This is a genomic window from Tenggerimyces flavus, from assembly GCF_016907715.1.
Classification (GTDB): Bacteria; Actinomycetota; Actinomycetes; order Propionibacteriales; family Actinopolymorphaceae; genus Tenggerimyces; species Tenggerimyces flavus.
Window position 1 is genome coordinate 1652799 of sequence record NZ_JAFBCM010000001.1, and the last position, 24933, is coordinate 1677731.

Sequence of the window (24933 nt, forward strand, 5' to 3'; positions counted from 1 at the left end):
TGGACGCCAGGTAGAGGGGCCACTGGCCGGGTAAGGCGACCGATGGCGCTATATGCCAGACACGACCTACAGGAGCAGCTGGATGCCGGCGAGGACGAGGCCGGTGGCGACGACCAGTGCTGCCGCGACGCCGCCGAGCACGATGCCCCGCCATTGGCGGATCTGTTCGACGAGCTGGCCGAGGAGGACGAACACCCACGCGATGCCCGCGCCGGCGGCAATGAACGGGACGCCGATCAAGCCGAAGAAGATGACGCCGTCGCGTGGCGGCAGCGCGCAGCCCCAGCCGATGCCCTCGCACCCCCCGTTCGGGTTGGTGTCGTGGGGCCACGCGATCGCGAGCGCGATGAGGAACACGACGGCGTAGAGGCCGAGCGTGAAGACGGCGGCCCAGAGCAGGGCCCGGCCGACATTCGACCGCTTGGGTGTTTGGGTCGTCCCCGTGGCTTCCGTCACGTTCTAAGCGTGACAGGTTCGGGGCCTCGTGCGCTCAACTGCCTGTGGACGGTCCGATGTGGAGACCGTTCTCGTCGAGGGCGTTGTAGATCGTGACCTCGCCCGTGGTGAGGCCGACGTGGACCATGACCGTCCCGTTGGCCATGTCGTCCGCCGCGCCGTGCCACACGGTGAAGCCGGCCGAGGTGACGGTCTGCCCGACCAACGCCACGTAGTTGGGTGGCACATCGTCGCGGAAGGCGTGGCGGAACCCGCCGGGCCATCGCGGTGGTTCGGTGGGGGCGATCGTGCTCCAGGTGATCGACAGCTCGTCGAACTTCTGGTGATTGACCTCGAGCAGCTCGCCCTCGAAGTCGAGCAGCACCGGCCAGTCAGAGAGCCACTCGTCGTCGTCCAGATTCCACATCACCCAGGTGCGGGTCAGCCGGCGCCCGGCGAGCGCCCTCAACCGCTCGCCGTGTGCGTCATCGAGAGCGTCATAGCCGGTGAGCCAGTTCGGCCGGTAGCCGTCGATGCCGAAGTCGAACACGTCGTCCACGCCGGCCAGTCTGAACGAGGCCGCCCACCCCGGCGAACGGTTATCCGCGCTGGTCACGGAGGTCTGCGAGCGGCGAGCACCGCGCTGGCGGGAGGGACCGGGGCGCGGTCCCTCCCGCGGCGGGTTGCAGCAACAGCACGGACCAGGGGGGTGCCCGAGCCTGCTGCGGCGGGGACAGACGAGACCGCGATGGGTGCGACCCGGCGGCTCGTCCGGACGGGCTCGGAGTGCGGATCCGAGGCCGTCACGGAAACGCTAGTGCCGCGAACACCGTTGCGTGGGCGTTCCGGGCGAGTCTGTGGACAACTTTCCCGCAGCACCGGGAATGAAGTGTAAGCCTGTAATCGCTTACCACTGCATGACTACGTTGACGCTTCCGCTGCTCTTCCTGGCGGACACGGTCGTGCTCCCGGGCATGGTCGTTCCCGTGCAGCTCGACGGTGAGCGTCAGGCGGCTGTCGACGCCGCCAGACTCGCCGCGAAGAACACTGACGACAATCCGCAAGTACTGGTTGTTCCCCGCATCGACGGCCACTACGGAGCCGTCGGCGCCATAGCCGAAATCACCCAAATCGGGCGCCTGCCCAGCGGTGAACCCGCCGCTGTCATCCGCGCCACCGGTCGCGCCAAGGTCGGGATCGGGGTCAACGGACCCGGTGCCGCACTCTGGGTCGAGACCACCACGCTCGACGAGCCGTCGGTCGACGACGAGACCCGCGAGCTCGCCCGTGAGTACAAGGCCGTCCTCGTCTCGATCCTGCAGGAACGAGCCGCCTGGCAGGTCATCGACACCGTCCAGCGCATCACCGACCCGAGCGAGCTCGCCGACACCGCTGGCTACGCGAGCTGGCTGGAGGACGAGCGCAAGGTCGAGCTGCTCGAGGCGGCCGATCCCAAGGAACGGCTGACCAAGCTGCTCGAGTGGGCCCGCGCCCACCTGGCCGAGCTCGAGGTCACCGAGAAGATCCGAGACGACGTTCGCGAGACCATGGACAAGACGCAGCGCGAGTACGTGCTGCGCCAGCAGCTCGCCGCGATCCGCAAGGAGCTCGGCGAGGACGGTCCGGACGGTCCCGAGGACTACCGCACCCGCGTCGAGCAGGCCGACCTGCCCGAGAACGTGCGGGAGGCCGCGCTCAAAGAGGTGAGCAAGCTCGAGCGGTCGTCTGACCAGGCCCCCGAGGCTGGCTGGATCCGTACCTGGCTCGACACCGTGCTCGAGATGCCGTGGAACGTCCGTACCGACGACACCACGGACGTCAACGCCGCCCGGGACGTGCTCGACGCCGATCACGCTGGCCTGGACGACGTGAAGGACCGGATCGTCGAGTACCTCGCCGTCCGTACCCGGCGCGCCACCCGCGGCCTGCAGGCCGTCGGCGGTCGCGGCAGCGGCGCCGTGCTCGCGCTCGTCGGCCCGCCCGGCGTCGGCAAGACGTCGCTCGGCGAGTCCGTGGCGCACGCGCTCGGCCGCAAGTTCGTCCGCGTCGCGCTCGGCGGCGTGCGGGACGAGGCGGAGATCCGGGGCCACCGGCGTACGTACGTCGGCGCGCTCCCCGGCCGCATCGTCCGCGCGATCACCGAGGCCGGCTCGATGAACCCGGTCGTGCTGCTCGACGAGATCGACAAGGTCGGCTCCGACTACCGCGGCGACCCCGCGGCGGCGCTGCTCGAGGTGCTGGACCCGGCGCAGAACCACACGTTCCGCGACCACTATCTCGAGGTCGATCTGGACCTGTCCGACGTGCTGTTCCTCGCGACCGCGAACGTCGCGGACACCATCCCGCCGGCGCTGCTGGACCGGATGGAGTTCGTCTCGCTCGACGGCTACACCGAGGACGAGAAGGTCGCGATCGCGCGCGATCACCTGCTGCCGCGTCAACTCGAGCGGGCCGCGCTGTCCTCCGATGACGTGGTCATCGAGGAGGAGGCGCTGCGTACGGTCGCGGGCGACTACACCCGCGAGGCCGGCGTCCGTTCGCTCGAACGGCTGCTCGCGAAGGTCCTCCGCAAGGTCACGACGAAGCTCGCGAAGGACCCGTCGATCGCGCCGGTGCAGGTCGGCGTGCTCGACCTGAACGAGTACCTCGGACGGCCGCGGTTCCTGCCGGAGTCGCAACGGGACGGTTCGATGCCTGGCGTCGCGACCGGGCTCGCGGTGACGGGTGCGGGCGGCGACGTCCTGTACGTCGAGGCGGCCACGATGGAAGGCGAAGCCGGCCTCTCGTTGACCGGCCAGCTCGGCGATGTGATGAAGGAGTCCGCGCAGATCGCGCTGTCGTACCTGCGGGCGAACGGTGCCCGCCTCGGCATCCCGGTCGAGGCACTGTCCGGGCGGCGCGTGCACGTGCACGTTCCGGCGGGTGCGGTGCCGAAGGACGGTCCGTCGGCCGGTGTCACGATGACGACCGCGCTCGCGTCGCTGCTGTCCGGGCGACCAGTGCGGCCGGAGGTCGCGATGACCGGTGAGGTGTCGCTGACCGGCCGCGTTCTGCCGATCGGTGGCGTCAAGCAGAAGTTGCTCGCCGCGCACCGGCACGGCATCACCGAGGTGGTGCTGCCGAAGCGCAACGAGGCGGACCTGGACGACGTGCCGGCAGCAGTGCTGAAGGACCTGCGGGTGCACCTCGCCGAGGATGTTTCCGAGGTCGTCGCCATCGCGTTGGCCGCGGAGGACGCGACCGCGCGTACGGTGCAGGCAGCTTGAGCTCTTAGCTGGAGGGGATCGCTCGCATGACGGTGACGCTGTACGAGTACGCGGGTGGTACCGACGCGATGCGTCGGCTCGCCCAGGCTCACTACGACCGTTGCGTGAGCGATCCCCTGCTGGTGCAGGTGTTCGGGACGACGCCGCGTCCGGAGCACGTGGAGCATCTGGCCGTGTGGTTGGGCGAGGTGTTCGGCGGGCCGTCGGGCTACACCGACAGGTACGGCGGGCATCACGCGCTGCTCTCGCACCACGCTGGGCTCGGGATCAACGAGGCGCAGCGGGTGGCTTTCGTCGAGGCGTTCATGGCCGCGGCGGACGAGGCTGGGCTGCCAGCGGATGCGCTGTTCCGTTCTCGGCTGTACGAGTACGTGGAGTGGGGAACGCGGATCGCGCACTCGGTGTCGCAGCATCCGACGGTGGGTCCGAGCGACGATCCCGTTCCCCTGTGGGACTGGGGACCGGACGGTCCGCCGTCGAAGTGACTTCTTGGAAACGAGAGGGGCTCCCTGCCGGGTGGCAGGGAGCCCTCTTCGTTCTGAGGTCTAGCGGACCTTCAGGTGGGCGAGCGACGCCCAGGTCGGGGCGACCGGCGTGACGCGCAGCGGCATGCGTGCTTCTGCGGGCGTCCGGTCTCCTTTGCGCTGGTTGCACGGGCCACAGGCCGCCACCGTGTTGAGCCACGAATTGCGACCGCCGCGCGAACGCGGCGTGATGTGGTCGACGGTGCTGGCCTGCCCGCGGCAGTAACCGCACCTGCTGCGGTCCCGGGCGAGCACACCCGAGCGGGACCAGGACGGTCCTGTCGTGTACCTCCAACGGGTGACGACGTACTGGACCAATCGGACCACGAGCGGGCGCGGGTAGACCCCGAACAGCCGGTCGGGCATGGCCTCGTGGACGACGGCTACCTCGCGGAACAGCATGCGCACGGCGTGCCGGAGACTTACCCGGTGGAGCGGGCCGAAGTCAGCGTTCAGCACGAGTACGGTTTCCACCGGGATGACCTCCTTTCGGTCGCCGAAGCTTTCTTCTCGCCCGAGCGTACGAGACTTCCGGAGTCGTCCACTACCCCTTAATTGTGCCTTGTCCGTGCCACAAGTGGATGAGTTCGACGGCCGACGCGCCGGTTTCGGCATGCGGGCTAGACGTCTGATGGTTACCGGTCGGTGGCGCTCGGTTGTCCGGGATCTGAACCTCGCGTCTCGACTTCGAGTGCGGGCTCTCGCCACGTTCTACCTGCCGGTTTGCGCTGGGAATTGGCTTGTACGGCGTCGTATTCTCTGTTGCCGGCGCGTATTCGGCTGCTTTCTTCGACTGCATTGCTGGCGCTTATGAGAATCTCGAGGAATGCCGTGCTGTGCATTCGACAGGAATGCGTCCGGGGCTGGTGGAGGCGGCGGCTCGGGACCTCGGGTGGGCGGTGGATCGCTGGGTCGGTCGCGGGTGGGAGCCGCCTGCCGCTTGGCGCGTGGGAGGGGAGCACGGGGCGCGATCCGACGGTTGTGTTGAGTAACCTCCGTAGCTGATCGCTTCGCCGCGAGCACAATGCGTTGATCGGGCTGCCGAAGTGGCGAATTTCGGTCGGAAGTTTTGAAGATTTGCCGGACAACGAACCCGGCGGAGGTGCATGCTTCAGGAAGTGATCCGCCTCACCCCGAGGATCCAGTGGGTCACTAATACGCTCGGCGGGCGTGGAGGGCTTCCCCCGTGGCTCTTCCCGCCCGCTGAGTCCCTAGCTTCAGGCAACAATGCAACACACCACAGTCGCTCGGCGGACGTGGAGGGCTTCCCCCGTGGCTCTTCCCGTCCGCCGAGTCTTTTGTGTCCGGCGTACGAGCCCTAGGTGGCCCGCGCCGCCGCGAGGGCGCGGCGCCAGACCTTGCGGTACGACTCGAGGCCGTCCAGTGACAACGGTCCGGTGGGGCCGGCGGTGATGGCCACCCGTTCGGGGATCGTTCCCCAGACCGGTACGCCGGCCTGCACCCAGGATTCGAGCGCTTCCTTGTAGCTGCGGGTGAACGTGCGCGCCGAGCAGATCACCAGGCCGACCGGCGTGCTCGGTGGCACCAGGTCCAGCACGGCCTCGACGCGTGGGGTCTCGACGCCGCCGACGCGGGTCGGGATGACGACGACGGAGGCGCGGTCGAGGGCCTTGTTGAGTAGCCGTTCGTGCGACGGCGGCATGTCGACGACCCCGACGCCGTCGTCGCCGACGCGGTCGAGCGCCTTGGTGAGGAGGCGTTCGGTGGGCGCCTCGAGAACCTCGACGCGCTCGAGCTTCTCGTCGCCTGAGTTCTCCACCCAGTCCGCGGCGCTGGCCTGCGGATCGGCGTCGACGAGGATCGCGGCGCGACGGTTGGACGACGCCAGGGCGGCGAGGTACACCGACGACGTCGTCTTGCCGACTCCGCCCTTCAATGCTGCCGTCACGATGATCATGAAGGGGACGCTACTCCCGTCAGGGCCTCCATTACCACCATTACTACTCTCCGCAATGCCCGACGCGCCGAGTTGTGGGGTGGATCTGGGTGCTGGAACTCGTGCTTTCGGACGAGCCGCAGCCCTCGGTGGTGATGGCAGAGTGAGGTGCCATGGGTACTGAGCTCGTCGTCCGCGACGCCGCCGTGATGGCGGCGATCTTCGGCTTCGCGGCGATGATGTGGCTGGGTTGGGCGCAGGAGGCCCCGCCGCGTACGTGGCGTTTCTGGCTCGGCGCGGGCGCCGTCCTCGGCGCGCTGCTGGCCATCGGTGGTGGGCTGCTCGCCTGGCAGAACTGGAGCCCGGAGTCGGCGCTCGCGGCCGAGTCAGCGCGGCGGACGTTCGGCATCGTGGCCGGCATCGAGTTCGGCCTGGCCGGCATCGGCGCCGCTCTGTTGGGTCTGACCAAGCGGGCACAGTGGATCAACCCGTGGATCGCGCTGGTCGTCGGGCTGCACTTCATTCCGTTGGCGCACCTGTTCAACGATCTGTGGCTGTACGGTCTCGCCGCGATCATGGTGGCGGGTGCTGGTGCTGCGGTCTGGCAACACCGCCGCACGGGCACGATGCCCAGCGCGGTGAGCGGTTTGGTGTCGGGCGTGGGCCTGCTCGCCTATGCGATCCGCGACGTGATCCTCGTGCTCGCCGCCTAGCTGTCCGTTGAGGATGGTGCTCCGCCTCGTCATCTCGTCCGCCAGCGTCCGGTCGCGGCGGAGCGAGTAAAGGGCGCCGCGGCGGCTTCGCAGAGGGGCGACGTCGCTTCGCGATCTTCGACCCTTGACTAGCTCCGCCGCGACCGGAAGGGCGCATGGACGAGATCGACGTGGCGCCTGATCGACTCCCTGCCAGCTCCGCTATGCAGCTCCTCTTCGGCCGAGCTCGCCGACGTTTGGAATGAGGGACGCCCTCTATCGAATAGGCCGGTATGTCACGTGGGTTCCATGAACTGTGGCTGGCCTGGTTTGCACAGCGGTTGCGACTTCCCTAACTCGGCCGGGGTTTACATCGTGGCAAGGATGGCCAGAAACCCCGTTTCGGCTAGGGAAGTGCGCAAAGCTGTGGACGACCAGCGGCGAGTCGCTCGAGAGTAGTGGGCCCCCTCAGACGACGAGATCGCTACAGGGACGCCCTCATTCGAATCCCCCTGCCGCCCGCCAGCCCGCCTGGTCTTGGATGAAGGGCACCTTCATCCAAACGGGGAGGGTCGGGGGTCGGCTTGGGTGCCGGTAGCTGGTGTGACGCGCCAGTGATCATGAACGTGATCATGAAGTGGGAGTGGCGTATAGGGCTGTTCTGCCTTCATGATCACGTTCATGATCATGGTTCTGGAGCGCCAGGGCCAGGGCCGTGGGATGGTGGATCCCCGGGACCCACCACCCCTGAGGCAGCTGGGGCTAGGCCTTCACCACTCCGCAGGCGGTGCGGATGAGGATGGGCGGGTTGTAGCGCTCGGGGTCGAGGCTGACCTCGACCGCCACGCCGGGCTCGACGAACCAGAAGGCTTGGCGCTCGTCCGCGAAGCCGGGCAGGCCGTTGTGGTCGAACGACGTCAGCGACCACCCGGCGGGGTCCTTCTCGTGGTACTCGGTGAGGAACGCCCGCGTCGCCGCCAGGTCGCTCAGCCGCGCACCGCGCAGCACCTTCACGGTCAGGTCCACGCTGTACGCGCCGGAGGGGTCGGGGCCTCGTTCCCACACCCTGGACTGGAAGGCCACCTCCTCCCACTCGTACTCGAAGTCGGACACCATCGGCCCGATCTCGGCCGGCAGATCGGTGATCGCGAAGCCGTCCAGCGGCTCGCCGATCGGAGGTTGCTCGGACACGGTCCGGCACCCTACCGGGCGATCCGCCAACGCGGCCGAAGCGGGCAAGGCGGGCACCAGCAGGAACGCGGAAGCCAACACGGCAGCAGACGTGCGACGAAGGGTCATGACAATGCCTCTCAAGGATGGATTCGAACATCGGTTCGTTCATCCTGCAGGCAGCACAACCAGAACGCAGCCGAGCACGACAGGCCTGTGGACAACAGGTCCTGTGGACAGAAACCCGCGGCTCAGGAAGCCAAAGCGATGATGCGGGCCACCAGTTCCGCGTACGACAACCCCACCGTCCGCGCCGCCAGCGGGAGCAGGCTCCCCGGCGTCATCCCCGGCAGCGCGTTCAGCTCCATGCATCGCGGCGTCCCCGCGGCGTCCAGCCGGAAGTCCACGCGCGAGTACGTCCGCGGCCCAAACCCCAAAGCCGAGTGCGAACGCAAAGCCAGCTCCCGCAGCAGAGACTCCAAGGCAGGCGGAATCGAAGCCGGGCAGATCTCCCGCACAGCACCCGGCTGGTACTTCGCCCGGTAGTCGAACAACGGACCCGACAGCTCGATCTCGATCACCGGCAGCACCTCGTCACCGAGCACGCCGACCGTGAACTCCCGCCCCGGCAGGTACGTCTCGATCAGCAGCTCCCCCGACCCCGCGGCGGCCGCCGCGACAAGCTCGTCAGCAGTGGAGGCCAACGACAAGGAGACGCTCGACCCACCCGCGGCCGGCTTCACCACCACCGGACCGTCGTCGATCAGCCGCTTCGCCTCGACCGGCAGCTCCGAACGCCCCGCCACGTGCCGCACCCGCTCGGCCACCGGCACCCCAGCCGAGTGCAAGACCCCAAGAGCGAAGTCCTTGTGCCAAGCCGCCGCGCACACCGCCGCGCCAGCGCCGGTGTACCGCACACCAGCCATGTCGAGCAGCGCCTGAACGTGCCCGTCCTCGCCCCAACCCCCATGCAGAGCCACGAAGACCAGATCCGACTCCCGCAGCGAAGCCAGCCCCGGCCCACCGGTCAAGGACGCGAACAGCTGCCGCCGCCAAGAAGCCTGGCGCGACATGTCCGGCGGCACCTCCGGCACCGCGAAGGTCGGTACCTCGGCAGGCGACGAGACCCGCTGCGTCAAGAACGGCGATGGGGCGGCCGGGTCGATCACCCGGACCTCGTTGCCAAGCTCGGCGATCGCTCGCCCGATGGCATAGCCGGACGCCAACGACACATCGCGTTCGGTGCTCTCGCCTCCACACAGGACCGTCACGAACATGGCGCGCATCCTCCCACGCGCCAAGTTCAGCCGCGCGGGGCCATCGCCGAAATCAGCTCATAAGCGACGTGCGCCGCCGCGATTCCGGTGATCTGCGCGTGGTCGTAGGCTGGCGCCACCTCGACCAGGTCCGCGCCGACCAGCCGCAGCGACGCGAACGAACGCAGGATCGCCAGCAACTCCCGCGACGTCAACCCGCCCGCCTCGGGCGTCCCCGTCCCGGGAGCGAACGCCGGGTCCAGAACGTCGACATCCACCGACACGTACACCGGCCGATCGCCGACCCGCACACGGATCCGCTCGACCACCCCCGCGACCCCCAGCGCGTCCAGCTCCACGCTTGGCACGACCTGGAACCCGAGCTCGCCATCCGCACGCAGGTCAGACGCGTCGTACAAAGGCCCGCGGATCCCCACATGCAGGCAACCCGACCGGTCGAGCAACCCCTCCTCCGACGCGCGCCGGAACGGTGTCCCGTGCGTGTAGGCAGCACCGAAGTACGTGTCCCAGGTATCCAGATGCGCGTCGAAATGCACGACGGCGACAGGCCCGTGCACCGAAGAAATCGCCCGCAGGGTTGGCAAAGCGACCGTGTGGTCGCCGCCGAGCACCAGCACCTTGCCCGCCCGTTCGAGCAGCGCACGCGTACCCGCCTCGATCTGTCCGAGCGCCTCGTCGATGGAGAACGGGTTGACCACCAGATCGCCCGCGTCAACCACCTGTTGACGCGCGAACGGGGCCACCTCCTGCGCCGGGTTGTACGGACGCAGCAGCCGCGACGACTCGCGGATGTGACCGGGTCCGAAGCGAGCGCCCGGCCGGTACGTCACCGCCGAGTCGAACGGCGCACCCACCACCGCGACGTCGACGTCGGACACCTCGTCGGGGCGCGGCAGCCGCGCGAACGTCGCCGGACCCGCGAACCGCGGCACCAAGGTCGCGTCGACCTGACCGAGGTAACGGCCCTCCGTGACCCGGGGAATCTCGTCCATAGCAAGGCCATTCGTCTGCCGGCTGTCCGTCGTCACGGTAACAGCAGAGACCCGCCACTAGGAGGTGAATCGGCGGCTACAGAGAGCTTCCGCCGACGTTTCTGTACTGGTCAACGAGATGCGACGGACGAGCCGGCGGCGCCATCGGCGACCGAATGTGGCCGGAAGCGCACCCGGCAAAACGGGGCACTCAGTGCAGCGGGAACGGTTCCAGCGGCGACCGGTCGTACTTCTCCTTCACCAATGTGAGGTGGCTCCACGTCTCGAGCTTCCGCACGCCTGGGATCTGGCGCAGCCGGTCGAGCGCCGAGACGACGTCGGCGCGCGTCGCGCCGACCAACGTGCCGATGATGTCGGCGCGGCCGACGGCCGACGCGAGGTACTCCACCTGGGCGAGTTGGGCGATCGACGCCACGGTCTCGTCCACCGGCCGGGCCACCCACACCGCGAATCCACACGCCTGGGTGAACCCCAGCACCGTCGTGTCCACCAGCCCGATCACGTGCACGACGCCGTGGTCGATCAGCCGCAACACCCGCGCCCGTACGGCGCCCGGCGACAGCCGCACCTTCTCGGCCAGGTCGGAGAACGCCGCCCGCCCGTCCAGCTGCAACGCCGCCAGCAGGTGGCGGTCGACGGCGTCGAGCTCGACCGGGCGCAGCCGCCCCGGCGGGAAGTGCGTGTCCTTGACGATCGCCGTGTAGATGCCGGTCTCGACATTCCGTACGCCGTCCAGCGCGCGCAGCGAGTCGAGCGCCGAGGCGAACGTGTCCATCGACGGCGACCGCAGCTCGGCGATCACGCCGAAGCGGCCGGACACGACCGAGACGAACGGGGCGTCCTCCATCGCCGCGATCTTCTCCGCGATCGGCATCGCCGGCCCGGAGATCTCGAGCGAGACGTGCCCGAGTGCGTGCAGCCCGTACACCGAGGGGTGCACCATGCCGACGATCCTGATCGCGCCGAGATCGAGCAGCCGCTGGATCCGTGCTCGTGCCGCCGTCCGGGACAGCCCGACGCGGCCGGCGAGAGCCTCGAACGTGGCTCGGCCGTCCTTGCGAAGTTCTGCGATCAGAGCGGAGTCGGTCTGGTCGACGTCCACGCGGATCCCCCCTTCCCTGGCCCGAGAGCGGCGATCTTGTTGCGAGCGGACTATAGGCCGTTCGATCCAGAATGTGGACGTCTGCCCCCGCGTCGGCGAGGTGGTCGCGGCCTGTGTGCGGGACTTAACGGAAACCACCAGTTTCGCAACGGCTTCCGTGATTCACTTTCGAGTCGGGTGCGGGGAATCTCGGAGGGGCTGTCGTGTCGGAGCAGAACCTTGCCACCAGCCGCCGGTGGTTCGAGCTCTGGGACCTGCAGGATCTGGAAGGTCTCATCGACCTGGTCGACGACGACTTCATCGCGATCGACCAGGCGAAAGGGCAGGGCTTTCGCGGCAAGGACGGGTTGCGTCGTTTCTTGCACAGTTGGGCGGACTCGTTCGACATGCACAACACGGCAGACGATCTGTCGTACACCTCCGCTGGCAACAAGGTGGTGACCGAGGCGGTCAGCCGCGGCACCCACACGGGGACGTACGCCGGCGTCGAGGCGACCGGGCAGGAGGTCCTGCTGCCGATCGTGATCATCCAGACGTACAGCGAAGAGGGCCGATTCCTTTCGCACGAGATCTACTACGACCAGCTGGCGTTGGTCGCGCAGCTACTCGCGAAGGCGCTTCCGACGCTGGAGTCGCGCAACCTCGCGGTCGCGGCGAGCGGTTCGTCGGAGCTGCGCTTCCCTGCTGGGGCGAATGTGATCACGCAGGGCGATCCGCCGGAGAACTTCTACGTGATCCTCAGCGGCCAGGTCGAGGTCGTGAAGGAAGGCGTCGTCGTCGCGACGCTGGGACCGAGCCAGTTCTTCGGCGAGGTCGGGCTGTTGAACGGGGAGCCGCGCAACGCGACCGTACGAGCCGTGACCGAGTTGACCACGTACGTCCTGGCGGCTGAGGGCTTCGCCGCGATGATCCGTTCGTCGCTGCCGACCGCCGGCCTGCTCACCGACCTCGCCCGGCAACGAACGACGCGCTAGCGCGAGCAAAGATAGGTGGTTCTGCGGATATCCAGCGGGCCACGTCGGGAGCACCCTCGACGCAACACAGAGGGGGTACCCATGCCACTCCATCCCAAGGCAACGAAGTTCGGCGTGGTCGCCGGACTCGTCGCCGCGTTCGCCATGACGACAGGCGCCGCTCCGCCGAGTCAGTACGGCCATCACCACGAGAAGCGGATCGCGTTCACCAAGAACGACGCCGCGACGGGCGAGCCGCTCGGCCTGTGGACGGCCGATCCGAACCTGAAGAAGCAGCGGCGAGTGTGGGCGGGCAACGCCTCGTTCCCTGCTTGGTCGCCGGACCGCCGACGGCTGCTGTTCGGCTTCACCGACGACGACGGCAACCAGCAGCTGGCCACGATCCGTCCGGACGGCAGCGGCTTCCGCCAACTCACCCGGATGCCGGGCATCTCCGAGTCCGCCGACTACTCGCCCAACGGCCGCTGGATCATCTTCGATCGGTCGCCGTCCACCGACTTCGAGCACCCCGACTTCCACACGACGTTGTGGGTGGTGCGCTCCGACGGCAAGGACGCGAGGCCGTTGAAGAAGGGCGCGAAGACGTTCGACGTCGAGCCGGAGTACTCGCCGAACGGCCGGAGCATCACGTTCTCCCGACTCCGGGTGGACGCGAACGGTGTGTTCACCGCCGCGATCCACGTCGCGCGAGCGGACGGCAGCCACGAACGCAGGCTCACGCCGTACCTGAACTTCGCCGAGCACCCGCGCTGGTCCCCGGACGGCCGGAACGTGCTGTTCAACGTCGAGAACTTCGAGAACCAGAGCCATCCGAGCGTCGGGATCTGGCGGGTCCGCGCCACCGGTGGCCCGATGAAGCTGCTGCTGTCCGCCCGCGACAGCCAGGTGCAGGGGTTCAAGCCCGACTACTCACCGGACGGCAAACGCATCATGTTCGCCTGCGTCTACCTCCAGGAAGAGGTGAGCGACGACCTCTGCGTGATGAACGCCGACGGCCGGAAGTTCAAGCGCCTCACCAACACCCCGGCGATCCACGAGAACCACCTCGTCTGGGACTAGAAGATCAATCTGCCGGCGGGGTGGTCCGGGATCACCGCCACCGCGGCCGCGTACCCCGCCGGCACGACGAGGTCGGCCAGCGCCAGCCGGTCCGCCAGGGGCGGATCGGCCGGCCAGGTCAGCGGCGAGATCGTGAACGACGACATCGGCACCGCGAGGCCGTCGCCGGTCGCCTTGAGCACGGCTTCCTTGCGTACCCACAGCCGGTGCAGGTCGTCGGCGGCCTCGCCGGGTCCGCGGACCATCGCGGCGATCTCCGCGAACGTCGCCGAGGCGGCCTCGATGTCCACGCCCACCGGCCCGACGTTCGACACCGCGAGCAGCACCCACCCGCCAGCGTGCGACAGCGAGAACTCCCACGGGGCGCCGTCCACCAAGGCTGGCTTTCCGTGGCCGGTCTCGCCGCAGGTACGGCAGCGGCGGACGAACTCCAGCGACTCCGGCGCGACGCCGAGGTGAGCGGAGAGAATTTGCCGGGCGAGCACCCACGCCGTACGGAACCGGTCCTGGTCGGCGGCCTGCCGGAAGCGCGCAAGACGCTCGCGCTCGTCCGTCGACAACTCCAAGGCATCCGAGCGCGCACCGTCGGCAGGTGTCCGGTGGACCTCCACCAGACCGCCGGCGAACGACGTTGCCGTGACTTCACCTTGTACCCGTATGGTCTCAGGAGCGTACCGATCACCGATGACCATGGGGGCCAAGGTGCGGGTGAGCTTCGCCAGCCGACCGGGCGACGAGGCGATCGAGAACGAGGACTTCGTCGCCGCGAAAGAGGGCACCGTGGTGGTGCTCGACGGCGTCACGCCGATGGACCGGACCGACACCGGCTGCCAGCACGGCGTCGCCTGGTTCGCCCGTACGGTCGGGACGCAGCTACTCCAGTCCTCCCACATGAGCACGCGCCCGCTGGCCGACTGTCTCGCCGACGCGATCGTCCGCACCCGCGACGACCACGCGGGCACCTGCAACATCGACCACCCGGACAGCCCGGCGGCGACCGTGGCGGCCGTGCGGATCCGCGACGGCGTCCTCGACTTCCTCGTGCTCGCCGACTCCGCGGTGGTGCTGGACGGCGCCGAGCTCGAGGTCGTGACCGACCACCGCGCCGGCGACGTCAGCCGGTGGCTGCGGCGGCGGGGCGAGCGGCCGACCGGGCCCGCCGTCCGTTCGTACCGCAACCGCCCGCGCGGCTACTGGGTCGCCGCCCATCAGCCCGACGCGGCGTACGAGGCGATTGTCGGCAGCGCGCCGGTCGACGGGCTCCGGCGGGTGGTGCTCGCGACGGACGGCGCGACGCGGTTGGTCGACACGTTCAAGCTGCTGAAATGGGAGGAAGCGCTCGACGACCTGACCAGCTGCGGACTCGAGGCGTTCCTCGACCGGACGCGAGACGTCGAGCGCGACGACGCGGCGCGGGGCCGGCGGCACGGGGCGAAGGTGCACGACGATGCCACCATCGTGCTGTTGTCCGACTTGTGACATTGTGGGAACGTTTTCACTGTGAGCCCTCCGTTACCTCAGGACGACGCCGCGCGACTCGAGCTCGTGCGTGAGCAGCTGTACACGCCGGTGCTCGGGGACGTCCTCGATCAGGTGGGGCGGCAGCACCAGTTCCTGCCGCCGTCGATCATGCCGATCCGTACCGACTTCGTGCTCGTCGGCCGGGCGATGCCGGTGCTGGCCACCGACGTCTTCGGGCCGCAGCCGAAGCCGTACGGACTGCTCACCGAGGCGCTCGACCAGCTCCGGCCGGGCGAGGTCTACCTCGCGCACGGCGGCCGCGCGCAGGCCGCGTTGTGGGGCGAGATCCTCACCGTGACCGCGAAGGTGCGAGGCGCGGTGGGCGCGGTGCTCGACGGGTTCCACCGCGATACGCCGCAGGTGCTCACGCACGACTGGCCGGTGTTCAGCAGGGGCCCGTACGCCCAGGACTCCGGGCCGCGGTCGTCGGTGGTCGACTTCCGCGTCGACGTCGAGATCGGCTCGGTGTGGGTCTCACCGGGCGACCTCGTGGTCGGCGACCGCGACGGCGTGGTCGTGGTGCCGCGGGCGATCGAGGACGAGGTGCTCGAGCGCGCGCTGGCGAAGGTCGCGGCGGAGAACGAGGTCCTCAAGGCGATCGAGAACGGCATGTCCAGCACCGAGGCGTTCGCGCGGTACGGCGTCCTCTGAGACGGTAGTTAGGAAACCCTAACCTGTCGCGTACGATGACGGGCATGACCGAACGACCCGCGCGCCGGCCGGTGACCACTCATCTCGGCGAGGTGCTGCGCACCGAATGGCTCACGCCCCATCTGATCCGCGTCACGCTCGGCGGTGAGGGGCTCGCGGCGTTCGTCGACAACGGCTTCACCGACCGGTACGTGAAGCTCGTCTTCCCCCGGCCCGGCGTGGACTACCCCGAACCGTTCGACGTCGGCAGGATCCGCGAGGAACTGCCGCGCGACCAGCACCCGGTGACGCGGACGTACACAGTCCGCTGGTGCGACACCGCGACGCACGAGCTCGCGATCGACTTCGTCTACCACGGCGACGAGGGCATCGCGGCGCCATGGGCGGCCGCGGCGAAGCCGGGGGACACACTCGCGATGCTCGGGCCGGGTGGCGCGTACGGACCCGACCCCGAGGCCGACTGGCACCTGCTCGTCGGCGACGAGTCGGCTCTCCCCGCGATCGCCTCCGCGCTCGAGGAGGTCCCCGCGGGCAAGCCGGTCAAGGCGTTCGTCGAGGTCGAGAACGTCGACGAGCAGATCGCGCTGACCTGCGACGGCGACCTCGAGCTCACCTGGCTGCACCGGGCGAGCGACGGCGACATCGTGCGGGCCGTCCGCGAGCTCGACTTCGCGGCCGGTGACGTGCACGTCTTCGTCCATGGCGAGGCCGGCTTCGTCCTCGAGCTGCGCCGGCACCTGCTGAACGAGCGCGCGGTCCCGCGCGAGCGGCTGAGCCTGTCCGGCTACTGGCGGCGCGGCAAGAACGAGGACGGCTGGCAGGCCGAGAAGGCCGACACCGCCCGCGCCGAACGCGAAGCCGCCGCCGCGAAGTCCGCCTAACTCAACCCTTCGCCCGGCGGTTTTCGACCCGCCCGCCCCTCGGCAAATGATCATGTTTACATGATCATTTGCCCCTTTACGTGGGGTAGACGCCACGTAGAGGGGCTACTGGCCGTGTGAGGCGACCACGGACACTGCCTAACCCGGCCAGCCGAGCCACCCAGATCGCGCACAACAGCGCACACCACGGCGAGCAGTCGGGCACAGTCGAGGGCATGAACCTCCGGTACACCCGACTGTTCACCGGCGACGACGGCCTGTCCCACTTCGAGGACGTCGACGTCGAGCTGCACCCCGACGTCCCGGCGCCCGGCGAGCTCGCCGTCTCCGCCCCGCTGCAGGCGAGCGCGGTCCTGTTCGCCGCCGGCCCGAAGGAGGGCAGCCATCCCGAGCAGCCCGAGAGTCGCCGGCAGCTGATCATCGGCCTGCAGGGCTCGGCCGAGATCATCACCCGCGACGAGACCCGCACGCTCGGCCCCGGCGACGTGCTGCTCGCCGAGGACCTCGAGGGACCCGGACACGCGAGCCGGTCCACCGAGGGCTTCAGCGCGGTCGTCGTGGTGCTTTAGGTCGTGTCTGGCAAATAGCGCCGGTCATCGCGCGTAGCGCGACGGCGCGCGGCGCATCGCGCCCGTATCGGCGGCCCCTGCTAGGTGAAGCGTGTCGTGGTCGCCTTACCCGGCCAGTGGTCCCTTTACCTGGCGTCCACCCCACGTAAAGCGGCCGCTGATCATGTTTACATGATCATTGGCCCCAGGGCGGGGCCGGGCCTGTCGAGCCCACCGCCGGACGAGAGATCGAGCCTAGAGCGATCCCGCGCGCTACGCAGGGCCGCGGCCTACGCTGGATCGCATGCAGACGTCGGTGGTCGCCCCGTACTGCTGCTACCTCCGGGTGTACGAGCCGCTGACGTCGTTCAAGCCGCGCGAGCGGGCTGTCTGGCGTGCCTACCTCGACCGCGACGACCCCGCGGTCATCGAAGCGGAGCAGGAACGCGCGTACGCCGCCCTCCTCCGAGGCCACCCGCTGCCGCTCCCCGGCGACGAGGCGCCCGCCGCGTACCCGCTGACCGTCGACGGCGCCCTGCTGCTCTGTCCCGTCGACTTCCATCTGAGGTCCTGGCTCGCGCTGACCGAGCTCGTCGACGAGCTCCCCGACCGGGTCCTGGACTCCCTCGTCTCGCAGAGCACGCTGGAGCAGATCGACACCGAGTTCCTCCGCTGGCGCGAGCTCAACCCCGACACCGTTCCGCACATCCAGACCGCGCGCTGGCACGTCCCGCTCGCCTGGTTCGTCGCGTTCGACGAGGACGACCGGCTGAAGAACGAGGAATCGGACTCGGCGGTCCGGTATCGGACGCCGATGGTCGAGGCACGCCGCCGAGTCGGTCGCGCGTACGGGTTGCTCCGCCGCGCTCAACCGCGGAGCTGGACGGTCGAGCCGATCAAGGAACTGGGCCGTTGGCTGGAGGCTTTTCACCCACATTCATGGGTCGAATTGGACTTCGGAGGCCTCGTCAGGCTCCTCGGAGCCGAAAATTCGGCCTCGGATCGCTCAACGGTCCAAGTAAAAACTGCCTTACAGGCCGTAGCTGAGGGTGACATAGACAAGGCGAATGCCCTATATGTCCGATTAGTCGGTCGTTGGCGGACACAGCGGGTGAAGGAGCGCGCCTCGTGAAAAACCGCCGCTCAGGTAAATTCTGGAAATTCTGGTCGTAACCCGTTCGTTCACACTACGGTGAGTCACGCGAAGATTGGTCACGGCGAACACCTGTGTGACGCTGCGTGGGGGATGGATGACGTGGCGTGACCGACTTGTGGTGTTAGTCCGGGATGACCATTTCTTCCACCGGCGATTCGATGCACCATGGAGGGTGCGGGACGGACTTAGCCGTCCGGTTCTCGTGAGGAGGCCGCTTATGACGACACGCACGCCGGAGACCGAACCTCTGCTGACGCCAGCAGAGGTCGCGGCCATGTTCCGGGTAGACCCCAAGACGGTCACCCGGTGGGCCAAGGCGGGCAAGCTCAGCTCCATCAGGACGCTGGGTGGACATCGGCGTTATCGGGAATCCGAAGTGCGCGCGCTGCTCGCGGGCGTACTTCCCGAACAACGCCGGGAGGACAGCAGGTAGCTCGTGCCGAAGTTGAGCGAGCAAGCCCGGCGTCGCCTGAGGACGCCGGGTGGGTACGAGTGAATGATCCAGTAACATCCGCGACATCAGCAGGCAGATCCGGTTCCGATCGACCGGAACAGACGATGTGGCGACACCATCCTTAACTGGCTGGTGGCGCCACATTCGTCTGCGCGCACATGAGGGCGTCTTCGACCGGGCGCGTGGGCTGCTCAAGTCCGCGATGCTCGTGGGCTGGGCGAACAGCGCGAAGGCGATCATCTACACCTTCCACCGGGCCCGGCTGGATCGGCGGCTGAAGTCGTCGCCGGTGTCGTCCAGAGCGCCCGGCGCGTTCGTCTCCGCCGAGCCGAGTCCCGGCGGGGCCACGTTCACGTACGCCAACGCCACGCTCGAGGTGCGTTTCCTCGCGGGCGGCGGCGTGTTCCTCGCCTGGGACGGCGCGCAGCCGATGCCCTCCTACGCGTTGGCCAGTTCTGACCACGATGGCGCCGAGCCCGCACCGGACGAGACCAGCGTGCTCGCCGGTCCGCACGAGGACGGCGACTGCTGGTCGGTGACCGCCGGCGGCGTCGTGGTGACCGTCGACCGATCGGGCGCGGTCGCGATCCGCACCGCGGACGGCAAGCCGCTGCGGTACGACCCGCCACCGCGCTGGGACGGCAACGACTGGGAGCACCGCAGCGTGCTCGAGAGCGACGCGGCCGTCCTCGGTCTCGGCGGCCGCAGCGCGCCGCTGGACCGCAAGGGCCGTACGTACCGGCTGTGGAACTCCGACCCCGGCGGCACGTACACGATCGGCGACGACCCGCTCTCGCTGTCGATCCCGCTGTATCTCGTCGTCTCCGACGGCGGCTGCCACGGCGCGTTCTACGACAACACCCACGACGGCACGGTCTCGGTCGGCGCGGACGAGGTGACGTTCGCGCTCACCGGCGGGCCGCTCCGCTACTACGTCTTCCCCGGTACTCCGGCGGAGGTGCTCGACCGCTACACCCAGCTCACCGGGCGGCCGGCCGTCCCGCCGCGCTGGGCACTCGGCTACCACCAGTGCCGCTGGGGGTACGGCAGCGAGGCCGCGGTCCGCGGCGTGGTCGACCAGTTCGCCGAGCACGAGCTCCCGCTGTCCGGCATCTGGCTGGACATCGACCACCTGGTCGACCGCGCTCCGTTCGCGGTCGACGAGACCCGCTACCCCGACCTCGGCGGGTTCGCCAAGGACATGCTGGAACGCGAGATCCACACGGTCGTCATCGCCGACCCCGGGCTGATCCGCAAGCGCGGCAACCCGACGTACGACAGCGGCCGCCGCGCCGACGTGTTCTGCCGCGACGTCCGCGGGCAGATCGCGTGGGGCGTGGTCTGGCCCGGCTGGACGGTTTTCCCCGACTTCACCGCGCCGCGTGCGCGCAAGTGGTGGAGCGACCTGTACGAGGGCTACCTCGAGCAGGGCATCGCCGGCTTCTGGCACGACATGAACGAGCCGTCGACGTTCGTCGTCACCGGCGACGGGACGCTGCCGCTGTCCACCAAGCACGACCTCGAGGGTCGCGGCGGTGACCACCGCGAGGCGCACAACGTCTACGGCCTCACGATGAACCGCGCGGGCTTCGAGGGCGTCTCGCGGCTGCGGCCCGGGCGGCGGCCGTACATGATCTCCCGGTCCGGGTACGCGGGACTGCAGCGCTACGCCGGCACCTGGACCGGCGACATCGGCACCTCGTGGGAGGGCCTCGCGATCTCGCTGTCGTTCACGCTCGGCCTCGGGCTGTCCGGCATGCCGTACTCCGGCCCGGACATCGGCGGCTTCGACCAGCATCCCGAGGACGAGCTGTACGTGCGCTGGTTCCAGCTGGCCGCCTACCTGCCGTTCTTCCGCGTGCACTGCGCCGCCGCGTTGCCGTTCCGCGAGCCGTGGGCGTTCGGTCCGACCGTGCTGTCGCAGATCAAGCCGGCGCTGCTGGAGCGGTACGAGCTGCTGCCGTACTGGTACACGCTCGCGTTCGAGGCGGGCGCGAGCGGGGCGCCGTACGTCCGGCCGATGCTGTGGGAGCACCCGGACGACGCGGCGATGCGCTGGGTGGACGACCAGTTCATGCTCGGGTCGTCGGTGCTGGTCGCGCCGGTGCTCGAGAACGGCGCGCGCGAGCGGACCGTGTGGTTGCCCACGGGACGTTGGTACGACCGTTCGACCCAGCAGGCGTACGACGGTCCGGGTCCGGTGACCGTCGCGGCAGAGGTGGACCGGATCCCGGTGTTCGTGCGCGGCGGCTCGGTGCTGCCGGTGACGCTCGACGGCGTCCTGACGCTGGAGGCGTACTTGCCGGGGGCGGCGGACGCCGACGTCCCGGGCGGGACGTTGGTCGCGGACGAGGGTGACGGCGTCGCCGAGCCCGTGCGGGAGACGTTCAGGATCGAGATCGGCGCGGACGGGGCGCGCTCGGTCTCCTACGAAGGGCCGGCGAGCGAACTGCCCTACCCCGTCCGCTGGGTCGGCTCATACTGAGCTTCGTGCGCCGCCACGTCGCGGTACTCATTCTGTTGACCTGCGTGGCTCTGATCCAGACACCCGTTGTAGCTGAGGCACAACCGAGGGCGACCGAGACGCGGATCGGCACGCCGATCCACAACGTCGCGCTCGACGACGTCGCGTTCGGCAACGGGCCGAACGGCAGCCCGGTGATCTACGTCGTCCCGCAGACCTCCAGCTCCGCGTGGTTCCACGTGGTCGACGTACGGACCGGCAAGACGATCCGCAGCCTGCCGCTGCGGAACGCCGCCGGCGCGCGCGACATCGCGGTCGCGCCGGACCGCAGCGTGTACGTCGCGACGTTCCCGAACGGCCGGCTCTACCGCTACACGCCATCGAACGGGCGCATGCACGATCTCGGCAAGCCGAGCCGCGCTTCCTCAACCCTGCTTGGGCTCGCGATCGGCGAGGACGGCACCGCGTACGTCGGCTCGTACCCGACCGGCCGGCTCTACAGCTGGCGCGCCGGCCGCGGCTACCGGGACTACGGGCAGCTCTCGGCGGACTCGGTCTACACGCGGTCGATCCAGCTCTGGCGCTCGATCGCGCTCGTCGGCACCGGCACGCAGCGCGCGCACCTGTTCGCGGTCAACGTGCGAACGGGCTTCAAACGGGAGATCCCGCTGCCGCCGTTGTACGCCGGCGAGAACGAGGTCGCCGGGGTGACGGTGCGCGGCGACCGCGCGTACGTACGGATGGCGCAGTCCAAGACGCTGCTGGTCTACGACCTGGCGAAGGAGGACTGGATCGACGCGGCCGGGTCGTCGATGGGCGCGGAGGTGTCGCCGATCGCTCCCGGTTCGAAGACCGCGGAGGTCTACCACGTGGCCGGCGGCTCGCTGAAGGCGTTCAGCCCGGTGACGTTGAAGACTCGGCCCATCCACGGCATGGACGGGATGTTCTCGTCGAAGGGCTTCGCGTGGCTGCGGATGCCGGGGAAGGAGTTCCCGGGCCTGTCGCTGGTGATGGCCGACTATCTCGGGCGGCTGTGGATCTACAACCGGACGACCGGTGCGACGTCGATGCGCTTCGCGCTGATCCCGGGTGCGCCGGTCGAGATCCGGTCGCTCGGGTTCGGGCCGTCGGGGACGATCTGGATGGGCGGCTTCGGCTCGGGTGGGTTGGCTTCGTACGACCCGGCGACCGTCCGGCTTCGGCAGGTGCAGCGCGGCACGGTCGGGCAGGCCGACGAGATCCTCACCTCCGACGGCGAGCTCTGGCTCGGCACGTACCCGGGCGGGAACGTGCTGCGGTACGACCCGGCGAAGCCGTTCGTCTGGACCCGGAACCCGGGAACCGCGTTCGCCCTCGGTGCGTGGCGGCAGGACCGGCCGGTGGCGATGACCCGCGCGAGCGGGCGGATCGTCGTCGGAACGGTGCCGCACTACGGCCAGCTCAGCGGTGCGATCACCGTGCACGACCCGATCACCGGGGCGACGTACGTGGACCGCGGCGTGTCCGGAACGCGGAGCGTGGTGTCGCTCGTCTCCGACGGGCAGTGGGTCTACGGCTCGACGTCGAAGTGGGGTGGGCTCGGGATCACGCCGCCGGCGTCGGCGGGCACGATCTTCGCGTACGACCCGGTGACGCGGACGAAGCTGTGGGAGGTGGCGCCGTACCCGCGCCTGCCCGCGATCACCGAGCTGGCCGCCGCGCCGGACGGGACGCTCTGGGGGCTGACGCGGGGACGGCTGTTCCAGTTCGACCCGCGCTCGTTGAAGGTCGTCCGTGAGGTGCGGGTGCCGGACCGGAGCTGGGCGAACGTCGACCACATCTGGTCGGAGGCGCAGCAGCTCGCGGTCGCGTCGGACGGGACCGTGTATGCGTGCGTGCGGGGGAAGCTGTTCCGCGTACGACCGGGCGCGACCGGCGCGACGAAGGTCGGCCCGGCGGCCGCGTTCCTGCTGGCGGACGACAAGACGATCTACCTCACGCGCGGCGCCAACCTGTACCGGCTCGACCTGCACTGACCGCCTCGTCTGGGACCGCGCCGGGTGTTTGTATGAAGGGCACCTTCATACCAACCTACCGGTACTACCATTATGTACCATGAACGATGTTATGGTAGACGAGCTTCAGGAGCCTCAACTTGCCGAGGACGCGGCGGACACGGAGTCCGTCCTGGACGCGTTGTTGGGCACGATATCGCGCGGGGCCATGCCGGGGTCGGGTGTGTATGTGCGGATCTCGTTGGACCGCACCGGGGCCGGGTTGGGTGTGGCGCGGCAGTTGAAGGCCGCGGTGGAGCTGTGCCAGCGGCAAGGCATGCCGATCTTCGACGTCTACATCGACAACGACGTGTCCGCCACGTCGCGGAAGCCGCGCAAGCAGTGGCTGCGTATGTTGGCCGATATCGAGGCCGGCAAGGTCGACGCGATCGTCTGCTGGCATGTGGACCGGCTGACCCGTTCCCCACGTGAGCTGGAGCAGGTGATCGACCTGCACGACCAGCGCGGCGTCCGACTCGCCACCTGCACCGGCGAGATCGACCTGGCCACCCCGACCGGGCGGATGGTGGCCCGGATGCTCGGGGCGGCCGCACGGCAGGAGGTGGAGCACAAGGGCGAGCGGCAGAAGGAGCAGCAACGCCAAGCCGCCGAAGCCGGCAAGGTGCACCCGACCGGGCACCTGCGCCCATTCGGCTGGGCAGCCTCCGGAGACCCCACGATCGTCGAGGACGAGGCCGAGGTCGTCCGAGACATGGCCACCCGTATCCTGGCCGGAGAATCCCGCGCGAGCGTGGCCCGCAGCCTCAACGCCCAAGGCATCACCACTACAACCGGACGGCAATGGACAGTACTCGCCGTGAAGAACCTCCTCCTCCAGGCGCGGCTGTCCGGCCGACGCGAGTACAACCCCGTCGAACGCGGCAAGACCAAAGCGCCGCTGGGAGAGATCGTCGCCGACAACGCCTTCCCCGCGATCATCACACCGGCCCAGTCCGACCAGCTCCGCGCCCTGCTCACCCGCACCACCACAACGACCGCGACGACGACCACCGGAACTTCTGGTGGGAAGGCGAAGGGTGGGAAGGCGAAGAAGGGTGCCGCCGCAATCTCGAGAGACGAAGGGCGGGAGCCTCGGAGCACTCGTGGGCAGGGCCGCACCTACTTGTATTCGGGGATCCTTCGGCACGTCGGCGAGGACTGCAACACCGGGCTACGGGGTCGGATCCACAACGGCCACAAGCGGTACCAGTGCTTGAAGGAGCCCGGCCGGGGCGGCTGCAACAAGGTGGCCATCCGCGCGCACCTGGTCGAGGCGCAGGTGCGGAAGTTGATCTGTACCGCGCTGGACAGGCCCGCGTTCTATCAGCGGCTGCTCCGCGCCGCCACCAAGGGCGCCGCCGACCCGGACAAGGTGGCCAAGGAGCTGCGCGCGATCGACGCCAAGCGCGAGGAGTTGGCCGAAGCGTGGGCCAACGACGAGATGACCCGCAAGGAATGGCTCGCCGCCCGGAACCGGCTCGACGCCCGCGCCGACAAGCTCACCCGGCAACTGGCCACGAACGAGCACGCCGTTGCGCTGTTGGAGTTCGCCAAGATGGAAGGCGACGTCTGGCACAGGTTCGAGGCCCTGTCTTTCGGTGGGAAGCGTGCCCTCGTCCAGGCCTGCGTTGACCACATCAAGGTCAACCCCACCGACCCGACCAAGCCGCGTAAAGTCTTCGACCCCAGCCGCATCGTCCCCGAATGGCGAGTCTGATGAACGACACCGAACACCCCACTGCACGTGACAAGGGCTCCGCCGACAGCGACGCCCGAAAGAGCCGGGCTACCACGGATCCGCGCCAGCGGGTTCTCTCCGGTTCGCCTTCTACGGCCG

At 69.0% G+C, this 24933-nt stretch carries 23 protein-coding genes; 14 read left to right on the top strand and 9 right to left on the bottom strand.

What is annotated here, in order from left to right; genetic code table 11:
- Window positions 1–66 precede the first annotated feature (66 nt).
- Both JOD67_RS07635 and JOD67_RS07640 read right to left on the bottom strand, forming a co-directional pair.
- Window positions 67–456 carry a hypothetical protein gene (locus JOD67_RS07635; RefSeq protein ID WP_205116576.1) on the bottom strand — a complete coding sequence of 130 codons (390 nt, stop codon included), beginning with the start codon at window positions 454–456 and terminating at the stop codon, window positions 67–69.
- 34 nt (window positions 457–490) lie between these two features.
- Entirely contained in the window at window positions 491–994 is a 504-nt protein-coding gene (locus JOD67_RS07640) for a hypothetical protein (protein WP_205116578.1), read from the bottom strand.
- Between the two features lie 358 nt (window positions 995–1352).
- Between JOD67_RS07640 and lon the strand changes: the two genes are divergently transcribed.
- Window positions 1353–3701 carry an endopeptidase La gene (lon, locus tag JOD67_RS07645; protein WP_205116580.1) on the top strand — a complete coding sequence of 783 codons (2349 nt, stop codon included), beginning with the start codon at window positions 1353–1355 and terminating at the stop codon, window positions 3699–3701.
- A gap of 26 nt (window positions 3702–3727) precedes the next feature.
- Window positions 3728–4186, top strand: coding sequence for a group II truncated hemoglobin (locus tag JOD67_RS07650; protein WP_205116582.1), 459 nt, complete (start codon window positions 3728–3730; stop codon window positions 4184–4186).
- A 60-nt stretch (window positions 4187–4246) separates the two neighbouring features.
- Here the strand turns inward: JOD67_RS07650 and JOD67_RS07655 are convergent, their stop codons facing one another.
- Window positions 4247–4699, bottom strand: a complete 453-nt coding sequence (locus tag JOD67_RS07655) for an HNH endonuclease (protein ID WP_307782311.1) — start codon at window positions 4697–4699, stop codon at window positions 4247–4249.
- Window positions 4700–5543: 844 nt separating this feature from the next.
- Window positions 5544–6143, bottom strand: a complete 600-nt coding sequence (locus JOD67_RS07660; protein WP_205116584.1) for a nucleotide-binding protein — start codon at window positions 6141–6143, stop codon at window positions 5544–5546.
- Window positions 6144–6295: 152 nt separating this feature from the next.
- Between JOD67_RS07660 and JOD67_RS07665 the strand changes: the two genes are divergently transcribed.
- Window positions 6296–6835 carry a hypothetical protein gene (locus tag JOD67_RS07665; protein ID WP_205116586.1) on the top strand — a complete coding sequence of 180 codons (540 nt, stop codon included), beginning with the start codon at window positions 6296–6298 and terminating at the stop codon, window positions 6833–6835.
- 741 nt (window positions 6836–7576) lie between these two features.
- Here JOD67_RS07665 and JOD67_RS07670 read toward each other — a convergent pair.
- The 4 genes from JOD67_RS07670 to JOD67_RS07685 form a co-directional block, all read right to left on the bottom strand.
- Window positions 7577–8005 (bottom strand): hypothetical protein, encoded by a 429-nt coding sequence (locus tag JOD67_RS07670; RefSeq protein ID WP_205116588.1) that lies wholly within the window; start codon window positions 8003–8005, stop codon window positions 7577–7579.
- A 230-nt stretch (window positions 8006–8235) separates the two neighbouring features.
- Window positions 8236–9261 carry a D-alanine--D-alanine ligase family protein gene (locus JOD67_RS07675; RefSeq protein WP_205116590.1) on the bottom strand — a complete coding sequence of 342 codons (1026 nt, stop codon included), beginning with the start codon at window positions 9259–9261 and terminating at the stop codon, window positions 8236–8238.
- A gap of 26 nt (window positions 9262–9287) precedes the next feature.
- Window positions 9288–10253: an agmatinase gene (gene speB, locus JOD67_RS07680; protein ID WP_205116591.1), complete on the bottom strand. Its 966-nt coding sequence runs from the start codon at window positions 10251–10253 to the stop codon at window positions 9288–9290.
- 190 nt (window positions 10254–10443) lie between these two features.
- Window positions 10444–11355 (bottom strand): Lrp/AsnC family transcriptional regulator, encoded by a 912-nt coding sequence (locus JOD67_RS07685; protein WP_205116592.1) that lies wholly within the window; start codon window positions 11353–11355, stop codon window positions 10444–10446.
- 203 nt (window positions 11356–11558) lie between these two features.
- Here JOD67_RS07685 and JOD67_RS41760 point away from each other — a divergent pair, with 203 nt between their 5' ends.
- Both JOD67_RS41760 and JOD67_RS07695 read left to right on the top strand, forming a co-directional pair.
- The gene (locus JOD67_RS41760) at window positions 11559–12329 is read left to right on the top strand and encodes a cyclic nucleotide-binding domain-containing protein (RefSeq protein WP_205116593.1); all 771 of its coding nucleotides are present in this window, start codon (window positions 11559–11561) and stop codon (window positions 12327–12329) included.
- Window positions 12330–12410: 81 nt separating this feature from the next.
- On the top strand, window positions 12411–13388 hold the full coding sequence (locus tag JOD67_RS07695; protein WP_205116594.1) for a beta-propeller domain-containing protein: 978 nt from the start codon (window positions 12411–12413) through the stop codon (window positions 13386–13388).
- Here the strand turns inward: JOD67_RS07695 and JOD67_RS07700 are convergent.
- The gene (locus JOD67_RS07700; protein ID WP_205116595.1) at window positions 13385–13954 is read right to left on the bottom strand and encodes a 4'-phosphopantetheinyl transferase family protein; all 570 of its coding nucleotides are present in this window, start codon (window positions 13952–13954) and stop codon (window positions 13385–13387) included. The genes JOD67_RS07695 and JOD67_RS07700 overlap by 4 nt on opposite strands.
- Window positions 13955–14072: 118 nt before the next feature.
- On the opposite strand from JOD67_RS07700, the gene JOD67_RS07705 reads away from it, so the two are divergent.
- The 9 genes from JOD67_RS07705 to JOD67_RS07745 all read left to right on the top strand — a co-directional run bounded on the left by JOD67_RS07705 (window position 14073) and on the right by JOD67_RS07745 (window position 24813).
- The gene (locus JOD67_RS07705; RefSeq protein ID WP_205116597.1) at window positions 14073–14867 is read left to right on the top strand and encodes a protein phosphatase 2C domain-containing protein; all 795 of its coding nucleotides are present in this window, start codon (window positions 14073–14075) and stop codon (window positions 14865–14867) included.
- Window positions 14868–14933: 66 nt separating this feature from the next.
- The gene (locus JOD67_RS07710) at window positions 14934–15560 is read left to right on the top strand and encodes an RraA family protein (RefSeq protein WP_205116600.1); all 627 of its coding nucleotides are present in this window, start codon (window positions 14934–14936) and stop codon (window positions 15558–15560) included.
- A 44-nt stretch (window positions 15561–15604) separates the two neighbouring features.
- Window positions 15605–16441 carry a siderophore-interacting protein gene (locus JOD67_RS07715; RefSeq protein WP_205116602.1) on the top strand — a complete coding sequence of 279 codons (837 nt, stop codon included), beginning with the start codon at window positions 15605–15607 and terminating at the stop codon, window positions 16439–16441.
- 215 nt (window positions 16442–16656) lie between these two features.
- Window positions 16657–17010, top strand: a complete 354-nt coding sequence (locus JOD67_RS07720; protein WP_205116604.1) for a cupin domain-containing protein — start codon at window positions 16657–16659, stop codon at window positions 17008–17010.
- Window positions 17011–17293: 283 nt separating this feature from the next.
- On the top strand, window positions 17294–18121 hold the full coding sequence (locus tag JOD67_RS07725; RefSeq protein WP_205116606.1) for a DUF8083 family protein: 828 nt from the start codon (window positions 17294–17296) through the stop codon (window positions 18119–18121).
- A 241-nt stretch (window positions 18122–18362) separates the two neighbouring features.
- Window positions 18363–18578: a developmental transcriptional regulator BldC gene (gene bldC / locus JOD67_RS07730; RefSeq protein ID WP_205116608.1), complete on the top strand. Its 216-nt coding sequence runs from the start codon at window positions 18363–18365 to the stop codon at window positions 18576–18578.
- A 127-nt stretch (window positions 18579–18705) separates the two neighbouring features.
- Window positions 18706–21084 (top strand): glycoside hydrolase family 31 protein, encoded by a 2379-nt coding sequence (locus JOD67_RS07735; protein ID WP_307782312.1) that lies wholly within the window; start codon window positions 18706–18708, stop codon window positions 21082–21084.
- A 5-nt stretch (window positions 21085–21089) separates the two neighbouring features.
- Entirely contained in the window at window positions 21090–23078 is a 1989-nt protein-coding gene (locus tag JOD67_RS07740; protein ID WP_205116610.1) for a hypothetical protein, read from the top strand.
- 79 nt (window positions 23079–23157) lie between these two features.
- A complete protein-coding gene (locus tag JOD67_RS07745) occupies window positions 23158–24813 on the top strand; it encodes a recombinase family protein (RefSeq protein ID WP_205116612.1) in 1656 nt (551 codons plus the stop codon).
- The last annotated feature ends 120 nt before the right edge of the window (window positions 24814–24933 follow it).

Excerpts from the sequence above, each read along its gene's own strand:
- lon (WP_205116580.1), top strand. The coding sequence starts at position 1,353 with ATGACTACGTTGACGCTTCCGCTGCTCTTCCTGGCGGACACGGTCGTG.
- JOD67_RS07650 (WP_205116582.1), top strand. The coding sequence starts at position 3,728 with ATGACGGTGACGCTGTACGAGTACGCGGGTGGTACCGACGCGATGCGT.
- JOD67_RS07660 (WP_205116584.1), bottom strand. The coding sequence starts at position 6,143 with ATGATCATCGTGACGGCAGCATTGAAGGGCGGAGTCGGCAAGACGACG.
- JOD67_RS07665 (WP_205116586.1), top strand. The coding sequence starts at position 6,296 with ATGGGTACTGAGCTCGTCGTCCGCGACGCCGCCGTGATGGCGGCGATC.
- JOD67_RS07675 (WP_205116590.1), bottom strand. The coding sequence starts at position 9,261 with ATGTTCGTGACGGTCCTGTGTGGAGGCGAGAGCACCGAACGCGATGTG.
- speB (WP_205116591.1), bottom strand. The coding sequence starts at position 10,253 with ATGGACGAGATTCCCCGGGTCACGGAGGGCCGTTACCTCGGTCAGGTC.
- JOD67_RS07695 (WP_205116594.1), top strand. The coding sequence starts at position 12,411 with ATGCCACTCCATCCCAAGGCAACGAAGTTCGGCGTGGTCGCCGGACTC.
- JOD67_RS07705 (WP_205116597.1), top strand. The coding sequence starts at position 14,073 with ATGACCATGGGGGCCAAGGTGCGGGTGAGCTTCGCCAGCCGACCGGGC.
- JOD67_RS07715 (WP_205116602.1), top strand. The coding sequence starts at position 15,605 with ATGACCGAACGACCCGCGCGCCGGCCGGTGACCACTCATCTCGGCGAG.
- JOD67_RS07720 (WP_205116604.1), top strand. The coding sequence starts at position 16,657 with ATGAACCTCCGGTACACCCGACTGTTCACCGGCGACGACGGCCTGTCC.
- JOD67_RS07725 (WP_205116606.1), top strand. The coding sequence starts at position 17,294 with ATGCAGACGTCGGTGGTCGCCCCGTACTGCTGCTACCTCCGGGTGTAC.
- bldC (WP_205116608.1), top strand. The coding sequence starts at position 18,363 with ATGACGACACGCACGCCGGAGACCGAACCTCTGCTGACGCCAGCAGAG.
- JOD67_RS07745 (WP_205116612.1), top strand. The coding sequence starts at position 23,158 with ATGAACGATGTTATGGTAGACGAGCTTCAGGAGCCTCAACTTGCCGAG.